This is a genomic window from Methylobacterium phyllosphaerae (genome assembly GCF_001936175.1).
In the GTDB taxonomy this organism is placed as follows: domain Bacteria; phylum Pseudomonadota; class Alphaproteobacteria; order Rhizobiales; family Beijerinckiaceae; genus Methylobacterium; species Methylobacterium fujisawaense.
Map to the genome: position 1 here is coordinate 914,771 of NZ_CP015367.1, position 22,857 is coordinate 937,627.

The window sequence follows — 22,857 nt, forward strand, 5'->3', positions numbered from 1 at the left end:
TGTAGATCCGCGTGTTGGCGATCGGACGACCGATCGGCACAACATCGCCCGCATAACCAGCCGGGCGCGGCCAGACCGAAGCGCAAACGGTCGATTCCGTCGGGCCATACGCGTTGAAGACCGATACGCTGCGCGGCAGTCTGTCGATCAGGTCGCGAGCGAGTGCCTCTCCTGCGATAACCAGAGCGTGCAGCGCCTCGAGCTTGCCTGCCGTGTCCACGGATCTCAAAGTGGCCGGCGTCAACGTCGCGTGCGTAATCCCTTCAGATATTACGTAATCCGACAATCCAGTCGTTCGCTCGATCTCGACCGGCACATGTAGAGATGCCCCGGACAGCAGGGCCATCACGATCTCAGATATGCTCGCGTCGAAGTTGAACGATGCAAAAAGCATCACCCGACTGGAAGCCTGAACATCGAATATCGAGATCTGCGACCGCGCGAGGTTATTCAATCCCCGATGTTCGACCATGACGCCTTTTGGCGTTCCGGTGGATCCGGAGGTGTAGATGACGTAGGCGAGATGGCCGGCGGTGAGGCCGAGCTCGGCCGGATCGGGATCGCCCTCGGGCAGCCCGGCCTCGCCGGGCAGCGGCCGGTCGAGCGCCAGCACCGTGTGCCCGGAACAGGCCTCGCCCAGAACCGCGCGCCCGACGCCGTCCGTCAGCAGTAGCCGCGGACCCGCATCCGCCAGGATCCGGCCCAGGCGCTCCGACGGGTAGGCCGGATCGAGCGGCACGTAGGCCCCGCCCGCCTTCAGGATCGCCAGAAGCCCGACCACCATCGCCGGGCTGCGCTCCAGGCAGATCGCCACCCGTTCGTCGGGTCGGACCCCCAGGCCGATCAGGTGATGCGCCAGGCGGTTCGCACGCCGGTTCAACTCGCCGTAGCTGAGGCTGACCTCGTCCTGCACCAGGGCGGTCGCGTCCGGGCTGCGGCGCACCTGCTCCTCGAACAGCTGGTGGACGCACAGCTCCGAGGGATAGGCCGCCTCGGTGCGGTTCCAGGTCTCGAGCAGAAGCTCGCGCTCCGCCCGGGGCAGCACGTCGAGCCGACGGACCGGCGTGGTGGGGGCGTGCTCCAGCGCCTCGACGAGGCTCTCCAGCGATCGCCGCATGAGCGCGCAGACCCGGTCGGGGGAGAGCGGCTGAACGACCTGTGCCGTCAGGCCGAGGGCGTGGCCGTAATCCTCGACCGCCAGGATAAAGGGGTAGTTCGTGCGCTCCTCGCCGCCGAGCCACTCGATCCCCGCCAGGGCGTGGGATCGGTCCTCGACGGCAGGCGCGGCGACGTTGTGCCGGTAGTTGAGCAGGGCGCTGAACAGCGGGGTCGGCGCGGCCACGGCGCTGCAGCGCTGGGCCAGGGCGAGCGAGCCGTGCTCGTGGCGCAGCAGGTCGGCGAGCCGGGCATGGGTCTGGCGCACGCTTGTCTCGACATCGACGTCACCGAGATCAAGCCGCAACGGCAGCGTGTTGATGAACAGGCCCATGGCCTGATCGGCGCCGTCGCCGGCCCGCATGCGCCCGAACAGGACCGTGCCGAACACGACCTGCTCACGGCCGCTGGTTCGAGCGATCACCTGTCCCCAGGCGAGGTGACACAGGCTGGCCAGGCTGACGCCGAGCCGCCGGGCCTGGGCGCGGAGCTGGTCGTTGAGCCCTGGAGGCAGGTCCCACCGCGCCTCCTGCACGGCGGTGCCGTCGCGGCGCACATCCAGCAGGCCGAACGGGGCGGTCGGCTCATCGATGTCGGCCAGCATGCTGCGGAAGAAGCGCTCGTGCTCCTCCTGCGGGATGCCCAGGCGCGCTTGCGCGATCAGGTCGCGATAGGGACGGGGCGGGGCCAACTCCGCGCCGCGGCCGGAGAGAAACGCCTCGACCTCCGCCCGGCTCACCTCCAAGGTGGAGTGATCGACAATGAGGTGATGCTGAAGTTCGTGCACCAGCCAGCGCTCAGTGCCGGGCTCGCGCGCGATGGCATAGCGCAGCAGGGGGGCCTGGGTCAGATCGATCCGGAAGTGGCGCGGATCGAAGCGGCGCGCCATCTGCTCGGGGCCGGGACCGCCATGGGGATCGAGCTCGACCTCCGTGACGACGAGCGGCGCCTTGCGCCAGACCACCTGAGCCGGAACGGACAGCTGATCCCACACGAAGGCGGTGCGCAGGATGTCGTGGCGATCGACCACCCGTTGCATGGCCGCAAGATACCGATCGAGAAGCGCGCGATCGGGGAAGGCCATCTGGCTGGCCTGGAGATAGGGATCGCCGTCGCTGGCCAGCAGGTGATGGAACAGTATCCCGTCCTGCAGAGGGGACAGGCTGTAGATGTCCTGGACGTTCCCCACGCCCCCGGGAACACCCGCGACGATGCGCTCGATATCCGCCTGCGTCAGCTCGATCAGCGGCAGCATGCCCGGCGTGATCACACGGGTTCCTGCCGCGATCACGTAATCTGGGAGTGCGACCTTCCCGTCCTGATACTGAACGGCGGCAAAGGCCTCCAGGGTAGGGCTGGCGAACAGATCCCGGACTTCTGCGGCGTAGCCGAGCTGACGCAGGCGGCTGAGCAGGCGAACGGCCAGGAGGGAGTGGCCGCCGAGTTCGAAGAAGCTGTCGTGGCGGCCGACCCGCTCGACCCCGAGCAGTTCCTGCCAGAGGCCGGCCAGGACGGCCTCGATCCCCTCCCGCGGCGGCTCGTAGGCCTGGCGGGCGTAGGCGTCGACGTCCGGATCCGGCAGCGCGCGGCGGTCCAGCTTGCCGTTGGGGGTGAGCGGCAGGGCGTCGAGGCGCACGAAGGCGGCCGGGACCATGTAGTCGGGCAGGCGGGCGCTCAGATGGGCGCGCAGCGATCCGGCGAGATCCTCCTCCGGCGCGGCCACCACGTAGGCGACCAGGCGCTGGGCCGAGCCCTCGCCCCGGGCGACGACGGCGGCCTCGCGCACGGCGGCGTGTTCGGCCAGGCGCGCCTCGATCTCGCCCGGCTCGATGCGGAAGCCGCGGATCTTGACCTGATCGTCGTTGCGACCGAGGAACTCGATGTTGCCGTCGGGCAGGTAGCGGGCCAGATCGCCGGTCCGGTACATCCGCGCGCCCGGTGCGGGGCTGAACGGGTCCTTCAGGAAGCGCTCGGCGGTCAGGTCGGGGCGGTTGAGGTAGCCCCGGGCCACGCCCGCGCCGCCGATGTACAACTCGCCCACGGCGCCCAGCGGCACCGGCGCGCCGGACCCATCCAGGATGTAGATCCGCGTGTTGGCGATCGGACGACCGATCGGCACAACATCGCCCGCATAACCAGCCGGGCGCGGCCAGACCGAAGCGCAAACGGTCGATTCCGTCGGGCCATACGCGTTGAAGACCGATACGCTGCGCGGCAGTCTGTCGATCAGGTCGCGAGCGAGTGCCTCTCCTGCGATAACCAGAGCGTGCAGCGCCTCGAGCTTGCCTGCCGTGTCCACGGATCTCAAAGTGGCCGGCGTCAACGTCGCGTGCGTAATCCCTTCAGATATTACGTAATCCGACAATCCAGTCGTTCGCTCGATCTCGACCGGCACATGTAGAGATGCCCCGGACAGCAGGGCCATCACGATCTCAGATATGCTCGCGTCGAAGTTGAACGATGCAAAAAGCATCACCCGACTGGAAGCCTGAACATCGAATATCGAGATCTGCGACCGCGCGAGGTTATTCAATCCCCGATGTTCGACCATGACGCCTTTTGGCGTTCCGGTGGATCCGGAGGTGTAGATGACGTAGGCGAGATGGCCGGCGGTGAGGCCGAGCTCGGCCGGATCGGGATCGCCCTCGGGCAGCCCGGCCTCGCCGGGCAGCGGCCGGTCGAGCGCCAGCACCGTGTGCCCGGAACAGGCCTCGCCCAGAACCGCGCGCCCGACGCCGTCCGTCAGCAGTAGCCGCGGACCCGCATCCGCCAGGATCCGGCCCAGGCGCTCCGACGGGTAGGCCGGATCGAGCGGCACGTAGGCCCCGCCCGCCTTCAGGATCGCCAGAAGCCCGACCACCATCGCCGGGCTGCGCTCCAGGCAGATCGCCACCCGTTCGTCGGGTCGGACCCCCAGGCCGATCAGGTGATGCGCCAGGCGGTTCGCACGCCGGTTCAACTCGCCGTAGCTGAGGCTGACCTCGTCCTGCACCAGGGCGGTCGCGTCCGGGCTGCGGCGCACCTGCTCCTCGAACAGCTGGTGGACGCACAGCTCCGAGGGATAGGCCGCCTCGGTGCGGTTCCAGGTCTCGAGCAGAAGCTCGCGCTCCGCCCGGGGCAGCACGTCGAGCCGACGGACCGGAAGGGCCGGCTCGGCGACCATGGCTTCGAGCACGGTGAGCAGATAGCCCAGATGCCGCTCGACCGTTGCGGCATCGAACAGCGCCGTCGCGTAGCCAAGGGCGCCGCCGATGCCGTCCTCGCTCTCGGACAGAGACAACTCGAGGTCGAACTTGGCCACATCGTACGGAAGCCCAGCCGGCTCGGCCTCCAGCCCCGGCAGGACCAGCCTGGCCTCCTCGGTGTTCTGCCAAGCGAACATGACCTGGAACAGCGGCGTGTGATCCAGACGCCGCGGCGGCTGGACGATCTCGACCACCTGCTCGAAGGGCAGATCCTGGTTGTCCTGCGCGTCCAGGGCGGCCCGACGCACCCGAGCCAGCACTTCGCCCACAGCCGGCTCACCCGACAGGTCGAGCCGCAGGGCCAGCGTGTTCACGAAGAAGCCGATCAGCCCCTCCGTCTCCGTCCGGCCACGGTTGGCCGTCGGCGTGCCGATGACGAGGTCGTCCTGACCGGACAGCCGAGCGAGCACCGCGGCCCAAGCCGCGAGCACGGTCATGAACAAGGTCACGCCGTGTTGCCGGCTCAGATCCTTGAGCGCCCGGGACAGGCTGGCCTCGATGCGCACCGGGAGCGAGCCGCCGGCGAAGGATTGCTGGGCCGGACGCGGACGGTCGGTCGGCAGGGCGAGCAGGACCGGCGCATCCGCCAGAACCCGGCGCCAGTATCCAGCCTGGGCCTCGAGGCGCTCGCCGCTGAGCCAGCGGCGCTGCCAAGCCGCGTAGTCCGGGTACTGAAGCGCCAGAGGTGCCAGAGGGTCCGGGCGCCCCTGGCTGAAGGCGGCGTACAGAGACCCGAGTTCCCTGAGCAGCACGGCGGCAGACCAGCCGTCGGAGACGATGTGGTGCTGGGTCAGCACGAAGACATGGTCGGCCTCTCCCAGACGGATCAGGCAGCCGCGGATCAAGGGCCCTCGGGCCAGATCGAACGGGGATTGGACCTCCTGGGCACACAGCCGCTCAAGCTGCACCTCTGCATCGGCGGCACCGTACAGGTCGTGCCGGGCGAGGGGCAGGCCGGTTCCGGACGGAAGCAGTTCGACCCGAGGCAGGCCCTCGGGGGCGCTGAACAGACTGCGCAGGGCCTCGTGACGGTCCAGGATCCGATCCAGGCTTCGTTGCAGAGCCGGGACGTCGAGCTCTCCGCGCAGGCGCAGGGCCAGAGGCACGTGGTAGGTCGCGCTCACGCCATCGAGCTGCGCCAGGAACCACAGGCGCTGCTGGGCGAAGGACGGCGCCAGAGGCGCGTCACGGGAGACCGGCTCGATCGACGGCAGCGCCTGGGGCCCTGAACGGACAAGGGCGCCGTCGATGGTCGCCGCCAAGCCGGCCAGATCCGGGCTGCCGAACAGGGCCGCCAGAGGCAGCTGCACGCCCAGGGCCTGCGGCAGGCGGCTGAGCAGGCGAACGGCCAGGAGGGAGTGGCCGCCGAGTTCGAAGAAGCTGTCGTGGCGGCCGACCCGCTCGACCCCGAGCAGTTCCTGCCAGAGGCCGGCCAGGACGGCCTCGATCCCCTCCCGCGGCGGCTCGTAGGCCTGGCGGGCGTAGGCGTCGACGTCCGGATCCGGCAGCGCGCGGCGGTCCAGCTTGCCGTTGGGGGTGAGCGGCAGGGCGTCGAGGCGCACGAAGGCGGCCGGGACCATGTAGTCGGGCAGGCGGGCGCTCAGATGGGCGCGCAGCGATCCGGCGAGATCCTCCTCCGGCGCGGCCACCACGTAGGCGACCAGGCGCTGGGCCGAGCCCTCGCCCCGGGCGACGACGGCGGCCTCGCGCACGGCGGCGTGTTCGGCCAGGCGCGCCTCGATCTCGCCCGGCTCGATGCGGAAGCCGCGGATCTTGACCTGATCGTCGTTGCGACCGAGGAACTCGATGTTGCCGTCGGGCAGGTAGCGGGCCAGATCGCCGGTCCGGTACATCCGCGCGCCCGGTGCGGGGCTGAACGGGTCCTTCAGGAAGCGCTCGGCGGTCAGGTCGGGGCGGTTGAGGTAGCCCCGGGCCACGCCCGCGCCGCCGATGTACAGCTCGCCCACGGCGCCCAGCGGCACCGGCGCGCCGGACCCGTCCAGGATGTAGATCCGCGTGTTGGCGATCGGACGACCGATCGGCACAACATCGCCCGCATAACCAGCCGGGCGCGGCCAGACCGAAGCGCAAACGGTCGATTCCGTCGGGCCATACGCGTTGAAGACCGATACGCTGCGCGGCAGTCTGTCGATCAGGTCGCGAGCGAGTGCCTCTCCTGCGATAACCAGAGCGTGCAGCGCCTCGAGCTTGCCTGCCGTGTCCACGGATCTCAAAGTGGCCGGCGTCAACGTCGCGTGCGTAATCCCTTCAGATATTACGTAATCCGACAATCCAGTCGTTCGCTCGATCTCGACCGGCACATGTAGAGATGCCCCGGACAGCAGGGCCATCACGATCTCAGATATGCTCGCGTCGAAGTTGAACGATGCAAAAAGCATCACCCGACTGGAAGCCTGAACATCGAATATCGAGATCTGCGACCGCGCGAGGTTATTCAATCCCCGATGTTCGACCATGACGCCTTTTGGCGTTCCGGTGGATCCGGAGGTGTAGATGACGTAGGCGAGATGGCCGGCGGTGAGGCCGAGCTCGGCCGGATCGGGATCGCCCTCGGGCAGCCCGGCCTCGCCGGGCAGCGGCCGGTCGAGCGCCAGCACCGTGTGCCCGGAACAGGCCTCGCCCAGAACCGCGCGCCCGACGCCGTCCGTCAGCAGTAGCCGCGGACCCGCATCCGCCAGGATCCGGCCCAGGCGCTCCGACGGGTAGGCCGGATCGAGCGGCACGTAGGCCCCGCCCGCCTTCAGGATCGCCAGAAGCCCGACCACCATCGCCGGGCTGCGCTCCAGGCAGATCGCCACCCGTTCGTCGGGTCGGACCCCCAGGCCGATCAGGTGATGCGCCAGGCGGTTCGCACGCCGGTTCAACTCGCCGTAGCTGAGGCTGACCTCGTCCTGCACCAGGGCGGTCGCGTCCGGGCTGCGGCGCACCTGCTCCTCGAACAGCTGGTGGACGCACAGCTCCGAGGGATAGGCCGCCTCGGTGCGGTTCCAGGTCTCGAGCAGAAGCTCGCGCTCCGCCCGGGGCAGCACGTCGAGCCGACGGACCGGAAGGGCCGGCTCGGCGACCATGGCTTCGAGCACGGTGAGCAGATAGCCCAGATGCCGCTCGACCGTTGCGGCATCGAACAGCGCCGTCGCGTAGCCAAGGGCGCCGCCGATGCCGTCCTCGCTCTCGGACAGAGACAACTCGAGGTCGAACTTGGCCACATCGTACGGAAGCCCAGCCGGCTCGGCCTCCAGCCCCGGCAGGACCAGCCTGGCCTCCTCGGTGTTCTGCCAAGCGAACATGACCTGGAACAGCGGCGTGTGATCCAGACGCCGCGGCGGCTGGACGATCTCGACCACCTGCTCGAAGGGCAGATCCTGGTTGTCCTGCGCGTCCAGGGCGGCCCGACGCACCCGAGCCAGCACTTCGCCCACAGCCGGCTCACCCGACAGGTCGAGCCGCAGGGCCAGCGTGTTCACGAAGAAGCCGATCAGCCCCTCCGTCTCCGTCCGGCCACGGTTGGCCGTCGGCGTGCCGATGACGAGGTCGTCCTGACCGGACAGCCGAGCGAGCACCGCGGCCCAAGCCGCGAGCACGGTCATGAACAAGGTCACGCCGTGTTGCCGGCTCAGATCCTTGAGCGCCCGGGACAGGCTGGCCTCGATGCGCACCGGGAGCGAGCCGCCGGCGAAGGATTGCTGGGCCGGACGCGGACGGTCGGTCGGCAGGGCGAGCAGGACCGGCGCATCCGCCAGAACCCGGCGCCAGTATCCAGCCTGGGCCTCGAGGCGCTCGCCGCTGAGCCAGCGGCGCTGCCAAGCCGCGTAGTCCGGGTACTGAAGCGCCAGAGGTGCCAGAGGGTCCGGGCGCCCCTGGCTGAAGGCGGCGTACAGAGACCCGAGTTCCCTGAGCAGCACGGCGGCAGACCAGCCGTCGGAGACGATGTGGTGCTGGGTCAGCACGAAGACATGGTCGGCCTCTCCCAGACGGATCAGGCAGCCGCGGATCAAGGGCCCTCGGGCCAGATCGAACGGGGATTGGACCTCCTGGGCACACAGCCGCTCAAGCTGCACCTCTGCATCGGCGGCACCGTACAGGTCGTGCCGGGCGAGGGGCAGGCCGGTTCCGGACGGAAGCAGTTCGACCCGAGGCAGGCCCTCGGGGGCGCTGAACAGACTGCGCAGGGCCTCGTGACGGTCCAGGATCCGATCCAGGCTTCGTTGCAGAGCCGGGACGTCGAGCTCTCCGCGCAGGCGCAGGGCCAGAGGCACGTGGTAGGTCGCGCTCACGCCATCGAGCTGCGCCAGGAACCACAGGCGCTGCTGGGCGAAGGACGGCGCCAGAGGCGCGTCACGGGAGACCGGCTCGATCGACGGCAGCGCCTGGGGCCCTGAACGGACAAGGGCGCCGTCGATGGTCGCCGCCAAGCCGGCCAGATCCGGGCTGCCGAACAGGGCCGCCAGAGGCAGCTGCACGCCCAGGGCCTGCGGCAGGCGGCTGAGCAGGCGAACGGCCAGGAGGGAGTGGCCGCCGAGTTCGAAGAAGCTGTCGTGGCGGCCGACCCGCTCGACCCCGAGCAGTTCCTGCCAGAGGCCGGCCAGGACGGCCTCGATCCCCTCCCGCGGCGGCTCGTAGGCCTGGCGGGCGTAGGCGTCGACGTCCGGATCCGGCAGCGCGCGGCGGTCCAGCTTGCCGTTGGGGGTGAGCGGCAGGGCGTCGAGGCGCACGAAGGCGGCCGGGACCATGTAGTCGGGCAGGCGGGCGCTCAGATGGGCGCGCAGCGATCCGGCGAGATCCTCCTCCGGCGCGGCCACCACGTAGGCGACCAGGCGCTGGGCCGAGCCCTCGCCCCGGGCGACGACGGCGGCCTCGCGCACGGCGGCGTGTTCGGCCAGGCGCGCCTCGATCTCGCCCGGCTCGATGCGGAAGCCGCGGATCTTGACCTGATCGTCGTTGCGACCGAGGAACTCGATGTTGCCGTCGGGCAGGTAGCGGGCCAGATCGCCGGTCCGGTACATCCGCGCGCCCGGTGCGGGGCTGAACGGGTCCTTCAGGAAGCGCTCGGCGGTCAGGTCGGGGCGGTTGAGGTAGCCCCGGGCCACGCCCGCGCCGCCGATGTACAACTCGCCCACGGCGCCCAGCGGCACCGGCGCGCCGGACCCATCCAGGATGTAGATCCGCGTGTTGGCGATCGGACGACCGATCGGCACAACATCGCCCGCATAACCAGCCGGGCGCGGCCAGACCGAAGCGCAAACGGTCGATTCCGTCGGGCCATACGCGTTGAAGACCGATACGCTGCGCGGCAGTCTGTCGATCAGGTCGCGAGCGAGTGCCTCTCCTGCGATAACCAGAGCGTGCAGCGCCTCGAGCTTGCCTGCCGTGTCCACGGATCTCAAAGTGGCCGGCGTCAACGTCGCGTGCGTAATCCCTTCAGATATTACGTAATCCGACAATCCAGTCGTTCGCTCGATCTCGACCGGCACATGTAGAGATGCCCCGGACAGCAGGGCCATCACGATCTCAGATATGCTCGCGTCGAAGTTGAACGATGCAAAAAGCATCACCCGACTGGAAGCCTGAACATCGAATATCGAGATCTGCGACCGCGCGAGGTTATTCAATCCCCGATGTTCGACCATGACGCCTTTTGGCGTTCCGGTGGATCCGGAGGTGTAGATGACGTAGGCGAGATGGCCGGCGGTGAGGCCGAGCTCGGCCGGATCGGGATCGCCCTCGGGCAGCCCGGCCTCGCCGGGCAGCGGCCGGTCGAGCGCCAGCACCGTGTGCCCGGAACAGGCCTCGCCCAGAACCGCGCGCCCGACGCCGTCCGTCAGCAGTAGCCGCGGACCCGCATCCGCCAGGATCCGGCCCAGGCGCTCCGACGGGTAGGCCGGATCGAGCGGCACGTAGGCCCCGCCCGCCTTCAGGATCGCCAGAAGCCCGACCACCATCGCCGGGCTGCGCTCCAGGCAGATCGCCACCCGTTCGTCGGGTCGGACCCCCAGGCCGATCAGGTGATGCGCCAGGCGGTTCGCACGCCGGTTCAACTCGCCGTAGCTGAGGCTGACCTCGTCCTGCACCAGGGCGGTCGCGTCCGGGCTGCGGCGCACCTGCTCCTCGAACAGCTGGTGGACGCACAGCTCCGAGGGATAGGCCGCCTCGGTGCGGTTCCAGGTCTCGAGCAGAAGCTCGCGCTCCGCCCGGGGCAGCACGTCGAGCCGACGGACCGGCGTGGTGGGGGCGTGCTCCAGCGCCTCGACGAGGCTCTCCAGCGATCGCCGCATGAGCGCGCAGACCCGGTCGGGGGAGAGCGGCTGAACGACCTGTGCCGTCAGGCCGAGGGCGTGGCCGTAATCCTCGACCGCCAGGATGAAGGGGTAGTTCGTGCGCTCCTCATCTCCGAGCCACTCGATCCCCGCCAGGGCGTGGGATCGGTCCTCGACGGCAGGCGCGGCGACGTTGTGCCGGTAGTTGAGCAGGGCGCTGAACAGCGGGGTCGGCGCGGCCACGGCGCTGCAGCGCTGGGCCAGGGCGAGCGAGCCGTGCTCGTGGCGCAGCAGGTCGGCGAGCCGGGCATGGGTCTGGCGCACGCTTGTCTCGACATCGACGTCACCGAGATCAAGCCGCAACGGCAGCGTGTTGATGAACAGGCCCATGGCCTGATCGGCGCCGTCGCCGGCCCGCATGCGCCCGAACAGGACCGTGCCGAACACGACCTGCTCACGGCCGCTGGTTCGAGCGATCACCTGTCCCCAGGCGAGGTGACACAGGCTGGCCAGGCTGACGCCGAGCCGCCGGGCCTGGGCGCGGAGCTGGTCGTTGAGCCCTGGAGGCAGGTCCCACCGCGCCTCCTGCACGGCGGTGCCGTCGCGGCGCACATCCAGCAGGCCGAACGGGGCGGTCGGCTCATCGATGTCGGCCAGCATGCTGCGGAAGAAGCGCTCGTGCTCCTCCTGCGGGATGCCCAGGCGCGCTTGCGCGATCAGGTCGCGATAGGGACGGGGCGGGGCCAACTCCGCGCCGCGGCCGGAGAGAAACGCCTCGACCTCCGCCCGGCTCACCTCCAAGGTGGAGTGATCGACAATGAGGTGATGCTGAAGTTCGTGCACCAGCCAGCGCTCAGTGCCGGGCTCGCGCGCGATGGCATAGCGCAGCAGGGGGGCCTGGGTCAGATCGATCCGGAAGTGGCGCGGATCGAAGCGGCGCGCCATCTGCTCGGGGCCGGGACCGCCATGGGGATCGAGCTCGACCTCCGTGACGACGAGCGGCGCCTTGCGCCAGACCACCTGAGCCGGAACGGACAGCTGATCCCACACGAAGGCGGTGCGCAGGATGTCGTGGCGATCGACCACCCGTTGCATGGCCGCAAGATACCGATCGAGAAGCGCGCGATCGGGGAAGGCCATCTGGCTGGCCTGGAGATAGGGATCGCCGTCGCTGGCCAGCAGGTGATGGAACAGTATCCCGTCCTGCAGAGGGGACAGGCTGTAGATGTCCTGGACGTTCCCCACGCCCCCGGGAACACCCGCGACGATGCGCTCGATATCCGCCTGCGTCAGCTCGATCAGCGGCAGCATGCCCGGCGTGATCACACGGGTTCCTGCCGCGATCACGTAATCTGGGAGTGCGACCTTCCCGTCCTGATACTGAACGGCGGCAAAGGCCTCCAGGGTAGGGCTGGCGAACAGATCCCGGACTTCTGCGGCGTAGCCGAGCTGACGCAGGCGGCTGAGCAGGCGAACGGCCAGGAGGGAGTGGCCGCCGAGTTCGAAGAAGCTGTCGTGGCGGCCGACCCGCTCGACCCCGAGCAGTTCCTGCCAGAGGCCGGCCAGGACGGCCTCGATCCCCTCCCGCGGCGGCTCGTAGGCCTGGCGGGCGTAGGCGTCGACGTCCGGATCCGGCAGCGCGCGGCGGTCCAGCTTGCCGTTGGGGGTGAGCGGCAGGGCGTCGAGGCGCACGAAGGCGGCCGGGACCATGTAGTCGGGCAGGCGGGCGCTCAGATGGGCGCGCAGCGATCCGGCGAGATCCTCCTCCGGCGCGGCCACCACGTAGGCGACCAGGCGCTGGGCCGAGCCCTCGCCCCGGGCGACGACGGCGGCCTCGCGCACGGCGGCGTGTTCGGCCAGGCGCGCCTCGATCTCGCCCGGCTCGATGCGGAAGCCGCGGATCTTGACCTGATCGTCGTTGCGACCGAGGAACTCGATGTTGCCGTCGGGCAGGTAGCGGGCCAGATCGCCGGTCCGGTACATCCGCGCGCCCGGTGCGGGGCTGAACGGGTCCTTCAGGAAGCGCTCGGCGGTCAGGTCGGGGCGGTTGAGGTAGCCCCGGGCCACGCCCGCGCCGCCGATGTACAGCTCGCCCACGGCGCCCAGCGGCACCGGCGCGCCGGACCCGTCCAGGATGTAGATCCGCGTGTTGGCGATCGGACGACCGATCGGCACAACATCGCCCGCATAACCAGCCGGACATTGCCACGACGTTGCAACAACGGTCGTCTCGGTCGGACCATAATTATTAACTAACTTGGCCCCTGAAACGAATTGACCAACATCGTTAGTCAGGCGATCACCGCCAACCAGAACATATTCGAGATCGCTATCGGACTGCACTTGATCTTTGGCGGCATTAAATAGCGCGGTCGCCATAAATTTTACGCTTGCCTTTTCATTGACAAGCCAGTGAACCGTCTTAACGACATCATTGGTGGCACTTTTTGATAATAGAATTGCCATAGATCCGCTGGCAATTGCAGGCCACAACTCCCAACCGCTAGCATCAAAAGATAGATTGGCCGCTACAGTACATCTACACCCAAGAACAAGATCAAATCTATCGACATGCCAACAGATAAGATTATTCAATCCCCGATGTTCGACCATGACGCCTTTTGGCGTTCCGGTGGATCCGGAGGTGTAGATGACGTAGGCGAGATGGCCGGCGGTGAGGCCGAGCTCGGCCGGATCGGGATCGCCCTCGGGCAGCCCGGCCTCGCCGGGCAGCGGCCGGTCGAGCGCCAGCACCGTGTGCCCGGAACAGGCCTCGCCCAGAACCGCGCGCCCGACGCCGTCCGTCAGCAGTAGCCGCGGACCCGCATCCGCCAGGATCCGGCCCAGGCGCTCCGACGGGTAGGCCGGATCGAGCGGCACGTAGGCCCCGCCCGCCTTCAGGATCGCCAGAAGCCCGACCACCATCGCCGGGCTGCGCTCCAGGCAGATCGCCACCCGTTCGTCGGGTCGGACCCCCAGGCCGATCAGGTGATGCGCCAGGCGGTTCGCACGCCGGTTCAACTCGCCGTAGCTGAGGCTGACCTCGTCCTGCACCAGGGCGGTCGCGTCCGGGCTGCGGCGCACCTGCTCCTCGAACAGCTGGTGGACGCACAGCTCCGAGGGATAGGCCGCCTCGGTGCGGTTCCAGGTCTCGAGCAGAAGCTCGCGCTCCGCCCGGGGCAGCACGTCGAGCCGACGGACCGGAAGGGCCGGCTCGGCGACCATGGCTTCGAGCACGGTGAGCAGATAGCCCAGATGCCGCTCGACCGTTGCGGCATCGAACAGCGCCGTCGCGTAGCCAAGGGCGCCGCCGATGCCGTCCTCGCTCTCGGACAGAGACAACTCGAGGTCGAACTTGGCCACATCGTACGGAAGCCCAGCCGGCTCGGCCTCCAGCCCCGGCAGGACCAGCCTGGCCTCCTCGGTGTTCTGCCAAGCGAACATGACCTGGAACAGCGGCGTGTGATCCAGACGCCGCGGCGGCTGGACGATCTCGACCACCTGCTCGAAGGGCAGATCCTGGTTGTCCTGCGCGTCCAGGGCGGCCCGACGCACCCGAGCCAGCACTTCGCCCACAGCCGGCTCACCCGACAGGTCGAGCCGCAGGGCCAGCGTGTTCACGAAGAAGCCGATCAGCCCCTCCGTCTCCGTCCGGCCACGGTTGGCCGTCGGCGTGCCGATGACGAGGTCGTCCTGACCGGACAGCCGAGCGAGCACCGCGGCCCAAGCCGCGAGCACGGTCATGAACAAGGTCACGCCGTGTTGCCGGCTCAGATCCTTGAGCGCCCGGGACAGGCTGGCCTCGATGCGCACCGGGAGCGAGCCGCCGGCGAAGGATTGCTGGGCCGGACGCGGACGGTCGGTCGGCAGGGCGAGCAGGACCGGCGCATCCGCCAGAACCCGGCGCCAGTATCCAGCCTGGGCCTCGAGGCGCTCGCCGCTGAGCCAGCGGCGCTGCCAAGCCGCGTAGTCCGGGTACTGAAGCGCCAGAGGTGCCAGAGGGTCCGGGCGCCCCTGGCTGAAGGCGGCGTACAGAGACCCGAGTTCCCTGAGCAGCACGGCGGCAGACCAGCCGTCGGAGACGATGTGGTGCTGGGTCAGCACGAAGACATGGTCGGCCTCTCCCAGACGGATCAGGCAGCCGCGGATCAAGGGCCCTCGGGCCAGATCGAACGGGGATTGGACCTCCTGGGCACACAGCCGCTCAAGCTGCACCTCTGCATCGGCGGCACCGTACAGGTCGTGCCGGGCGAGGGGCAGGCCGGTTCCGGACGGAAGCAGTTCGACCCGAGGCAGGCCCTCGGGGGCGCTGAACAGACTGCGCAGGGCCTCGTGACGGTCCAGGATCCGATCCAGGCTTCGTTGCAGAGCCGGGACGTCGAGCTCTCCGCGCAGGCGCAGGGCCAGAGGCACGTGGTAGGTCGCGCTCACGCCATCGAGCTGCGCCAGGAACCACAGGCGCTGCTGGGCGAAGGACGGCGCCAGAGGCGCGTCACGGGAGACCGGCTCGATCGACGGCAGCGCCTGGGGCCCTGAACGGACAAGGGCGCCGTCGATGGTCGCCGCCAAGCCGGCCAGATCCGGGCTGCCGAACAGGGCCGCCAGAGGCAGCTGCACGCCCAGGGCCTGCGGCAGGCGGCTGAGCAGGCGAACGGCCAGGAGGGAGTGGCCGCCGAGTTCGAAGAAGCTGTCGTGGCGGCCGACCCGCTCGACCCCGAGCAGTTCCTGCCAGAGGCCGGCCAGGACGGCCTCGATCCCCTCCCGCGGCGGCTCGTAGGCCTGGCGGGCGTAGGCGTCGACGTCCGGATCCGGCAGCGCGCGGCGGTCCAGCTTGCCGTTGGGGGTGAGCGGCAGGGCGTCGAGGCGCACGAAGGCGGCCGGGACCATGTAGTCGGGCAGGCGGGCGCTCAGATGGGCGCGCAGCGATCCGGCGAGATCCTCCTCCGGCGCGGCCACCACGTAGGCGACCAGGCGCTGGGCCGAGCCCTCGCCCCGGGCGACGACGGCGGCCTCGCGCACGGCGGCGTGTTCGGCCAGGCGCGCCTCGATCTCGCCCGGCTCGATGCGGAAGCCGCGGATCTTGACCTGATCGTCGTTGCGACCGAGGAACTCGATGTTGCCGTCGGGCAGGTAGCGGGCCAGATCGCCGGTCCGGTACATCCGCGCGCCCGGTGCGGGGCTGAACGGGTCCTTCAGGAAGCGCTCGGCGGTCAGGTCGGGGCGGTTGAGGTAGCCCCGGGCCACGCCCGCGCCGCCGATGTACAGCTCGCCCACGGCGCCCAGCGGCACCGGCGCGCCGGACCCGTCCAGGATGTAGATCCGCGTGTTGGCGATCGGACGACCGATCGGCACAACATCGCCCGCATAACCAGCCGGACATCGCCACGACGTGACATCGATCGCCGCCTCGGTCGGACCATAGAGGTTGTGCAACTCGGCCCGCGGCAACAAATGGCAGAACTTGCGAAGGCTGGCAGCCTGCAGCGCCTCACCGCTGCAGATGACCCGCAACAACGACGCACAGCTGGCCGCCCCCTCTGTCTCGAGGAAGACCGATAGCATCGAGGGCACGAAGTGGATTGTCGTCACCCCCCGCCGGTTGATCGATCTGATGAGCGCGGCAGGATCTTTATGCTCTTCTGGGAGAGCGAGTACGAGCGTCGCCCCCGCAAGAAGCGTCCAGAAGAATTCCCAGGCAGAGACGTCGAAGCTGAAGGGCGTCTTCTGCAACACCACGTCCTGCTGGCTGAGACGGTAGGTTTGCTGCATCCAAATTAGACGGTTGACGATGGCTCTATGCTCGTTGAGCGCACCTTTTGGCGTTCCGGTGGACCCGGAGGTGTAGATGACGTAGGCGAGATGGCCGGCGGTGAGGCCGAGCTCGGCCGGATCGGGATCGCCCTCGGGCAGCCCGGCCTCGCCGGGCAGCGGCCGGTCGAGCGCCAGCACCGTGTGCCCGGAACAGGCCTCGCCCAGAACCGCGCGCCCGACGCCGTCCGTCAGCAGTAGCCGCGGACCCGCATCCGCCAGGATCCGGCCCAGGCGCTCCGACGGGTAGGCCGGATCGAGCGGCACGTAGGCCCCGCCCGCCTTCAGGATCGCCAGAAGCCCGACCACCATCGCCGGGCTGCGCTCCAGGCAGATCGCCACCCGTTCGTCGGGTCGGACCCCCAGGCCGATCAGGTGATGCGCCAGGCGGTTCGCACGCCGGTTCAACTCGCCGTAGCTGAGGCTGACCTCGTCCTGCACCAGGGCGGTCGCGTCCGGGCTGCGGCGCACCTGCTCCTCGAACAGCTGGTGGACGCACAGCTCCGAGGGATAGGCCGCCTCGGTGCGGTTCCAGGTCTCGAGCAGAAGCTCGCGCTCCGCCCGAGGCAGCACGTCGAGCCGACGGACCGGAAGATCGCGTGCCGAAGGTAAGGATTGGACATTGCGAACTATATCATTGAACCGATCTGTGACATAACCAAACTCCTGTTCACTAACCAATTCATCATTGTAGCACAATCTATATTTTGCACTTGAAACACATAACTGCAATCCAAATTTTCCAGCGCCATTGCAATCAAATTCCACCGCCTGATTATCGTCAAAATTCGAACAATAGACAAAGCCATGATATGGCACGCCGCCATAATTCTTCCATTGTTGCCTAAGTGTTGGATCTCTGAATATTAAATCAACTGGGAAAGGCAGCCTGCAATCGAATTCTTCTGCAATAACTTTAATGTAATTGCTAAGATCGCCAAATGTCTTGTGTTCCTCCAAATTGAGTGCAACAGGAAAGAGCCGCGAATAAATCTTATCAGCATACGGCCGCTTAAAAAACTCATGCCTACTTACCCAACCAAGCAAAATGTCATTTTTACCAGAATACACCCAAAGCATTAGAGCAAAAGACGACAACAAAACTGAACATAGTTCCGCAGTCGGAAGTTCGGTTGGCGATTTAACATTTTTCCACGCACCAAAGCGCCACCGATCTGCAGTACCGAAATTTTTGTGGGACACTGACGAGAATGCCTTACCAATCAATTGCCTCCAAAAAGGCTCATGGCGACAAGAATTTTCATAGCATCCCGTTATAGAATCACGAGCCTCCTGCGATAGGATTGGCAATTGATATCCGACATGAACAGAACATATTCCGGCGATCTGTCTTGAGTTAGCATTTAAATCGGCTGGGCAGATCAACCCACCGATTATTACATCGTAATCATTGGTGGCAATACGCCAACCTTCAGAATAAATTGCGACAACGGCTCCAGCAGGGGCAGTTGATTTAATGTGCGACCTCATGATCGATGAGATCAAAATCAATCCATTCTTCAAGATCAACTTTGGAATGGCCAATGGATTGAAATGCAACTTGCCAAAATCAAGTGCATTAGCCAGACAAACAAGTTTTGACGCATGGCAATCGAATGAAACAACTCCGCCCGCCGTCGGCCGCTTATTGAGGGCGAAGTAAGTCCGAGCGTTTAAATTTTGTCGTTTAAAAACCAAATTTTGACTTGACAGACCACTTACCAACGCCTCGAAACTCTTGATAGCATCGTTAAAACACTTAAGATTCAAAGATAAGGCTGTTTCCTCTGCTGAAATAAGAAATTCCGACTGAATAGCTATATCCCCGGAATCTACGAGCCGATCAATTTTATGCCAAGTGACGCCGTAACGTCTTTGTCCCTCAATGATCGCCCAAGACGTAGCATGGCTTCCGGCGAATAAAGGAAGTGGAGCATCGTGATAATTGTAGGCGCCGCCGCAAGCTCTATTTACAATCTCATCTGGTAATATAGTCGGATTTGCTATAGAAAATATCCAATCTATTGTTGCCAGAGATCCGGCGGTCGAAATTTCTCCGATATTCTTATACAAGAACACATCATTAGATACCGCCCAGTTCTCGAATGACTCATCAAAAGCAACCACGCCTACAATACGATGCCTCAATGCAATCAAAATTTCTGCGCAGGCTACAGCAATGTTGCCGGCGCCAAAAATGAAAACATTCTTATGAATGATAGTATTGCGGCATGCCATCTGCTCATCAGACTGCATAGAGACAAATTCGGGCAAACGACTTTCGCGACGCGACTCGTCCGTCATGACCCGTCTCCCTGTAAAATTTTTTGATTGTAGCTTGTGAATTAGTCTGGACAGAATCTGCTGGCGAATTAGATATTTTGACGCAACTGGCTGCTTAATTCAGTGGAACCGAGCTCGACTCGAAGAGCCTACGAGTTCTCAAAGACCGTAAAACATTAGATAAGCAGCAAACGATTCTACACTACGTATAGAAAAACTGTAGCATCGAAATTTGCTGCATCACAGCGCCCAGCGAGCCTCGAATCTACCTTGAGTTATCTTAGGCCGATTGGTGTGGTGCAAGCAACCCCAAAAGGTAAAATAATGCCACCGAAGGAGCAGGCCTTTTGGCGCTCCTAATCGCTTGATATCGTGTCACTTTTCCAGCTTTTGGAAGCCTTCCTGGCAATGAGAGGGCGTGCATGCATCCATCGGACACTGGCCGCCACCTCCCTACCTATATTGTTGGGGCATAGGCTATGTCACCCAAACTGCTCCTCCCTCGGCATCGCATTTCTCCCGCAGTTTGCGTGGAACCGTCGCGGTGACGGGGAGGGCACGGTCTGATTCGCCAGGCGGGTCATCCTGTCCTCATTCCTGCCGGGCTGCGCCATTGAGCGCGTCATCCGGAGCGAAGGTCGTCTTGTTGTCTTCGTCCATGCGTTGCGTGTGCATGGTCGTTGCCTAACCTGTGGCACGAACAGCCCTGCCGTTCACAGCCGCTATGGACGCCGTCCGGCCGACCTGCCGAGCATCGGTCAGCCCATGACGCTGCGCCTGCGCGTCCGACCTTCTACTGCCATGATAGTGCCTACTCCCGTCGCACCTCCTCCGCCCCACGGTTGCTTGAGATACCCCGTTAGCGGACGGTCTCCGCCTCAGGGGTGAGAACGATGACGACGACTACAGGAGCGGTTGCCGGTGCGGCCGGACCTGGCCGGGGTGGGCGCATGTCCCGGCAGCGCAAGCGGGACGCGGTGTTGCGGCTTCTGCGTGGTGAGGACCTGGAGAGCGTCTCGCGCGGCCTGGGCGTGACGGCGGCGACCTTGTCGGGCTGGCGCGATGCTTTCCTGGCGGCGGCCGAGGCCAGCCTGTCCACCCGGCCCCTCGATGCGGAGGCGCTGGAGAGCGGGCGTCTCAAGGCCAAGCTCGGCGAGATGCTGCTGGAGCGCGAGCTGCTGGAGGCCAAGGTCGCCACCCTGGAGGCGCGTGGCGCCGGCCCTTTGGCCCGGGGGCGGTCGCGGCCATGAGCCGGACCGTCTCGCCAGCCAGCGGCAGCGTCTACGGGCTGGCTCGGGTTTGCCGGATCTGGCGCGTCTCGCGCGCCACCGTCCACCGGCATCTCTCACCGCCCCGCTTAAGGCTCGGATCGGAGGCCGGGTCCGATCCCGCGCGGCGGCCCGGCCCGTTCGGGGCGATGCCGGATGCCGCACTGCTCCTGCGGATCCTCGCCATCCTGATCGACAGCCCCTTCCACGGCGAAGGCCATCGCAAGGTCTGGGCACGGCTGCGCATGAAGGGCGTGCGCACCTCCAAGCGCCGGGTGCTGCGCCTGATGCGCGCCCACGACCTGTTGGCCCCCACGCGGGTCGGCACGCCGCGCGGTCCGCGCAACCACGACGGCACCATCATCCCGGACCGGGTCGACACGATGTGGGGCACCGACCTGACCACCACCTGGACGGCCGAGGGGCAGGTCGCGGTGTTCGTGGCCATCGATCACCGCTCGGCCGAGTGCGTGGGCATCCATGCGGCCCGCCGGGCTACGCGCTTCGAGGCGCTGGAGCCGATCCGCCAAGGGTTGCGGCAGCGCTTCGGTGGCTTTTCGGCCGAGATCGCCTCCGGCCCGAGCGTCCGGCACGATCACGGTAGCCAGTCCATGGCGGACGCCTTCCAGACCGAGCTCGCGTTCCTAGGCATCGCGAGCTCGCCCGCCTTCGTGCGCGCCCCGGAGGGGAATGGCTGCGCCGAGCGCTTCATCCGCACCCTCAAGGAAAACCTGTTATGGGTCGAGCACTTCGATACGGTCGAGGATCTGCGCCACGGCCTGCTGGCGTTCCGGGATCTCTACAATGAGACGTGGCTGATCGAGCGACACGGGTTCCGGCCACCGGCCGATATCCGCGCCGCGCAGCTTCCACCCGCGGCCATCGCCGCGTAGGCTTCAGGTCGGTGTCTCACAATCCGCAGGCGGTACACACCTTCGCTGAGCCACTCCCCTAGCTGATGCCGTCGCGCGCACGCAGGACGCGCCGCATTGCACAGGCCTCGGACCAGCATCGAGCTTGCAGTCGGTGGCGAGGCCGGTGCGCGCCTGACCGGCCATCTGAGAATGCAGACCAGCCCCAATACGATCCTGTGTCTCGTGCGCCGCCTACCGCTGCCTAGCGTGGATCGGCTGCGAGCCGTAAGCATCGACGATTGGGCCGTCCGCAAAAGACGAATCTACGGCACGCTGCTCGTCGAGTTCGATCGTCGATGCCCGATCAACCGGCTGCCCGACCGAACTGGGGCGACCGTCACCGACTGGCTGGGGCGCCGTCCCAGCATCCAGATCGTCGCTCGCGACCCCTCGACCGAGTACGCCCGAGCGGCGGCGGCAGGCGCTTCCGCTGCTCTCCGAGTCGCCGACCGATGGCATCACATTCTCAACATGCGCCAAGCGCTCGAACGCTGGCTCGGCCGCGTCCATGGCCGGCTGCGCCAGCTACTCACTCTGGACTTGCACCGCACCTTCGCCGAGGTCGTGGCGTGGGAAGACGGCCGGCTCCGGCATGCCGGCCGGGTCGACATGACCCGCGGCGGTCTTGAGAGCTTTGCGCGCACGCTGCGCGCCGACGACGAGGTGGTGATCGAGGTGACCGGCAACGCGATGGTCGTCTCACACCTGCTGAGGCAACACGCGGCGCGCGTCGTGATCGCCAACCCGCTGCAGGTCAAGGCGATCGCCCATGCGCACGTGAAGACCGACAAGATCGCCGCTGGCGTGCTCGCCAACCTCTATGCGGCCGGGTTCCTGCCGTAGGTCTGGACGCCGGATGCGGCGACCGAGCGGTTGCGCCGGCTCGTGGCGCGGCGCAACCAGGTGGTCCGCCATCGCACCCGGCTCAAGAACGAAACCCACGCGATCCTGCACGCTCACCTCGTGCCGCCGTGTCCGCATGCCGACCTGTTCAGCCGGGTCGGCCGAGCTTGGCTGGAACGGCAGGCTTTGCCCGATGACGAGCAGGCGGCGATAAGGCGTCACCTGCGCGAACTCGATACCCTGGGCGAGGATCTCGCCGTCCTCGACCGGGCGATCGGCGAGGCGACGCTCGACAGCCCGGTGGTGCGCCGCCTGCTCACCGTCACCGGCATAAACGTGACGGTGGCCGCCGGGCTCGCCGCCGCGATCGGCGACGTGCGTCGCTTCTCCAGCCCGCAGACGCTGGTGAGCTACTTCGGGCTCAATCCGCGTGTGCGTCAGTCCGGTCTCGGGCTCGGCCATCACGGGCGCATCAGCAAGGCGGGCGGCAGCCACGCTCGGGCGATGCTGGTCGAGGCCGCCTGGTCCGCCGCCAAGGCGCCGAGGCCGCTGCACGCCTTCTTCGTGCGGGTGCGTGCCCGGCGCGGTCACCAGATCGCCGCGGTGGCCACGGCGCGCAAACTCGCCGTGCTCTGCTGGCACCTGCTGACCAAGGAGGCCGACTACCTTTCGGGCTGCCCGGGCCTCGTGGCCAACGAGATCTGCGGGCTCGAACTGCAGGCAAGCCAACCACAGAAGGGCAACCAGCGCGGTCCGGCCTACGCCTACAACATCAAGGCGCTGCGCGATCAGGAGATGGAGATCGATCGACGGGCGGAGACAGCCTACGAGCGCGTCGTGGCGCACTGGACACCCCGCCCATCAAAAGCGGTGCGCGGACGCCTCAAATCGGCAAGGCTTGAATAAAGGCGGCCCGGCGGGGCTTGCAGCCGAGGCCCCGCGCTTCGCCACGAGGTCGTCCGCACCTGAGAAAACTACCACGGAAGGCGCGATAGGTCTTGTCCATCTCATCCATAAAGGCGATGGCGATCTTGATTCGAGCCGAATCACGAAATAGGCCCAACTT

The 22,857-nt window shown here is 66.8% G+C and carries 2 protein-coding genes and 3 pseudogenes (1 of these 5 running past the window's edge); 3 read left to right on the forward strand and 2 right to left on the reverse strand.

Features of this window, described 5'->3' with window-relative positions:
- Positions 1-17,974 carry the 5' portion of a non-ribosomal peptide synthase/polyketide synthase gene (locus tag MCBMB27_RS04065; protein WP_472436455.1) on the reverse strand. The gene continues 13,682 nt to the left of window position 1, outside the view, so only the first 17,974 of its 31,656 coding nucleotides appear in the window; it begins with the start codon at positions 17,972-17,974; its stop codon lies beyond the left edge, outside the window.
- A gap of 282 nt (positions 17,975-18,256) precedes the next feature.
- Positions 18,257-18,787, reverse strand: a pseudogene (locus tag MCBMB27_RS31075) (formyltransferase family protein); the annotation flags it as partial.
- An 872-nt stretch (positions 18,788-19,659) separates the two neighbouring features.
- On the opposite strand from MCBMB27_RS31075, the gene MCBMB27_RS04075 reads away from it, so the two are divergent.
- The 3 genes and pseudogenes from MCBMB27_RS04075 (at position 19,660) to MCBMB27_RS04080 (ending at position 22,697) form a co-directional block, all read left to right on the forward strand.
- A protein-coding gene (locus MCBMB27_RS04075; RefSeq protein ID WP_091955467.1) for an IS3 family transposase occupies positions 19,660-20,927 on the forward strand; the annotation gives its coding sequence in 2 pieces (ribosomal slippage) (positions 19,660-19,984 and positions 19,984-20,927; 1,269 coding nt in all).
- A 35-nt stretch (positions 20,928-20,962) separates the two neighbouring features.
- Positions 20,963-21,476, forward strand: a pseudogene (locus MCBMB27_RS29050) (transposase); the annotation flags it as partial.
- A 12-nt stretch (positions 21,477-21,488) separates the two neighbouring features.
- A pseudogene (locus MCBMB27_RS04080) lies at positions 21,489-22,697 on the forward strand (IS110 family RNA-guided transposase).
- Positions 22,698-22,857 lie beyond the last annotated feature (160 nt).